This is a genomic window from Sodalis sp. (in: enterobacteria), assembly GCF_047607725.1.
Taxonomy (GTDB): Bacteria; Pseudomonadota; Gammaproteobacteria; order Enterobacterales; family Enterobacteriaceae; genus JBLKSS01.
Genome location: NZ_JBLKSS010000225.1, coordinates 1 through 2,795, shown reverse-complemented (window position 1 = coordinate 2,795; position 2,795 = coordinate 1). Strand labels below are relative to the sequence as shown.

General features: G+C 55.7%; 1 protein-coding gene and 1 pseudogene. Both read right to left on the bottom strand.

What is annotated here, in order from left to right; genetic code table 11:
* Window positions 1–7: 7 nt before the first annotated feature.
* Window positions 8–1,891, bottom strand: a pseudogene (uvrB, locus tag ACMX3H_RS16990) (excinuclease ABC subunit UvrB); the annotation flags it as partial.
* A 711-nt stretch (window positions 1,892–2,602) separates the two neighbouring features.
* On the bottom strand, window positions 2,603–2,731 hold the full coding sequence (locus tag ACMX3H_RS16985) for a hypothetical protein (RefSeq protein WP_415211659.1): 129 nt from the start codon (window positions 2,729–2,731) through the stop codon (window positions 2,603–2,605).
* Between the last annotated feature and the right edge of the window lie 64 nt (window positions 2,732–2,795).

Genomic DNA, 2,795 nt, shown 5'->3' with positions numbered 1-2,795 from the left:
YCWGMTCCAGCGCTTTCGGCGTCAAATCGCCATACTTGGCCGCCGCTTCCATCGCCTTGCGTTTTTTGTGCTTGGCGTGCGCCGGGGATTGGCCCAGCTCCATGATATCGGCGATTTGCTTATTCAGCGCCTGCGGCACGATGCCATTGGCCAGATTATACGCATGCTGTTTCTCGCGCCGACGCTCGGTTTCCTCAATCGCGCGCGCCATGGACGGCGTGATTTTATCGCCATACAAGATAGCCTTGCCGTTGAGATTACGCGCCGCGCGGCCGATGGTCTGGATGAGCGAACGTTCGGAGCGCAAAAAGCCCTCCTTGTCGGCGTCCAGGATCGCCACCAGCGATACCTCGGGCATATCCAGCCCTTCACGCAGCAGGTTGATACCGACCAGTACGTCGAATTCGCCGAGACGCAAATCGCGGATAATTTCCACCCGCTCTACGGTTTCGATGTCTGAATGCAGATAGCGCACCCGTTCGCCGTGTTCTTCGAGATATTCGGTCAAATCCTCGGCCATCCGCTTGGTCAGCGTGGTCACCAGCACCCGCTCGTTTACTTGTACCCGCCGGCGGATTTCCGACAAAAGATCGTCCACTTGGGTGGTGACCGGCCTCACCTCGATTTGCGGATCCAATAGGCCGGTCGGCCGCACCAGTTGGTCAATCACCTCGTTGCCGCACATTTCCAGCTCATAGGGCCCGGGCGTGGCGGACACATAAATGGTCTGCGGCGCCAGCGCGGCGAACTCTTCAAACTTCATCGGCCGGTTGTCCAGCGCCGAGAGCAGGCGGAAGCCGTATTCCACCAGGGTCTCTTTGCGCGCCCGGTCACCTCGATACATCCCGCCGATTTGCGGAATGGTGACATGGGATTCGTCCACCACCAGCAGGCCGTCGGCGGGCAGATAGTCGAACAGGGTCGGCGGCGGCTCGCCCGGCCCGCGGCCCGACAGGTAGCGGGAGTAGTTTTCGATCCCCGAGCAATAGCCCAGCTCGTTCATCATTTCCAGATCAAAGGCGGTACGCTGTGACAGACGCTGCTCTTCCAGCAGCTTGCCGTTGGCCAGCAGCATCTGGCGCCGTTCGGCCAGTTCCACTTTAATATCTTCCATCGCCTGCACCAGACGCTCGCGCGGGGTGACGTAATGGGTTTTCGGGTAGATGGTGTAACGGGGCACTTCCTGATCGACGTGGCCCGTGAGCGGGTCGAACAGCGACAGGCGCTCCACTTCATCGTCAAACAGCTCAACGCGCAGCGCCACTTCGTCGGACTCGGCGGGAAAAATATCGATGACTTCGCCGCGCACCCGGAAGGTGCCGCGCTGAAATGCCTGATCGTTGCGTGTATACTGCAGCTCCGAGAGCCGGTTAACAATGCTGCGCTGGGAGACAATCATGCCGCGCGTCAGGTGCAGCATCATTTTCAGATAAGCGTCGGGATCCCCCAGGCCATAGATAGCGGAAACCGAGGCCACCACGATGACATCGCGCCGCTCCAGCAGCGCTTTGGTGGCGGATAACCGCATCTGCTCGATATGCTCGTTAACCGACGCATCCTTCTCAATAAAGGTATCGGAGCTGGGCACATACGCTTCCGGCTGATAATAGTCGTAATAGGAAACGAAATACTCCACCGCGTTATCGGGGAAAAAGGCCTTCATTTCGCCGTACAGCTGCGCCGCCAGCGTTTTATTGGGCGCCAGCACCATGGTGGGACGGTTCAGATCGGCTATCACATTCGCCACGGTAAAGGTTTTCCCCGAGCCGGTCACGCCCAGCAGGGTCTGATGGGCCAAACCATCCTCCAGCCCTTCCTCCAGGCGCCGAATGGCCTCCGGCTGATCGCCGGACGGTTTAAACGATGAAATCAGTTTAAATGCTTTACTCATCTGCTATGGCTACCTGCTGGGAAAGTGGGTGGCGGGATACTCTATGAGTATGGGAACTGTCGCGCTATTTTACCAGTGGATAACCACTGCATACAATACCAGTAATCAGACATAATCGTGACCCGATAGTGCATTTCCAGTGAAGGGAAAAAGTGTTGACTTTAGGCGGAAAAAGGTGATTAACCTACAAGACCTGGGCGGCGCGGGGAAGCCTTGGCGGCGAAACGCGAGCGCCGCCGAACGCGCTTACAAATTTACTTGATTTTACATAAATAGTTGTAAATACGTAAATAATTAAAAGCGTGGAGAATACAGGCAAAATGCAGCCAAGCCGCGCCCGCTCTCGCCCCGGCGCGTTTTTCTAAACCTAATGCACACGGTTATCCACAGGAATAGTGGATAACTCCAACAGCCCCGCTTATAGCTTGCGTTCCACAAAATTGAATAACTTGAAAGAAAGATGACAAAAGATTTTTTTTAGCTATTTTTTGTCTTTATTAAGGGCTGTGTTATGCCAAAAATAACTAACCTCGCGGCAATGAGCCGTATTTACTTCGGCGGCACGAACGGTGCCGTCGCACTTTGATAGTGCTGTCAGGGCACCTTGCACCACAAAAAACACGCTCGGCACCGACAAAGTGCATTATTCCGCACTTTGTCCGGTAAAACCGCCGCGGTGAACCCTTTTTATCCTGTCAATGCCCCGCCCACTCAGTGCATCCTGTCGACCATGCCGTCTGCGGCCACGGTTGGCCTGATAGTTGCTTCGTAAGCGCCCCGTGGAGGACGTCTTGAATTATTGGTGGGTTTGTTGTATGGCCCGGTAAGAATATGTTCCACTACGATGCCTAGTGAACCCGCATCCTATAAGGGACGGCTGTCAGATCATGGATAATCCGGCGAT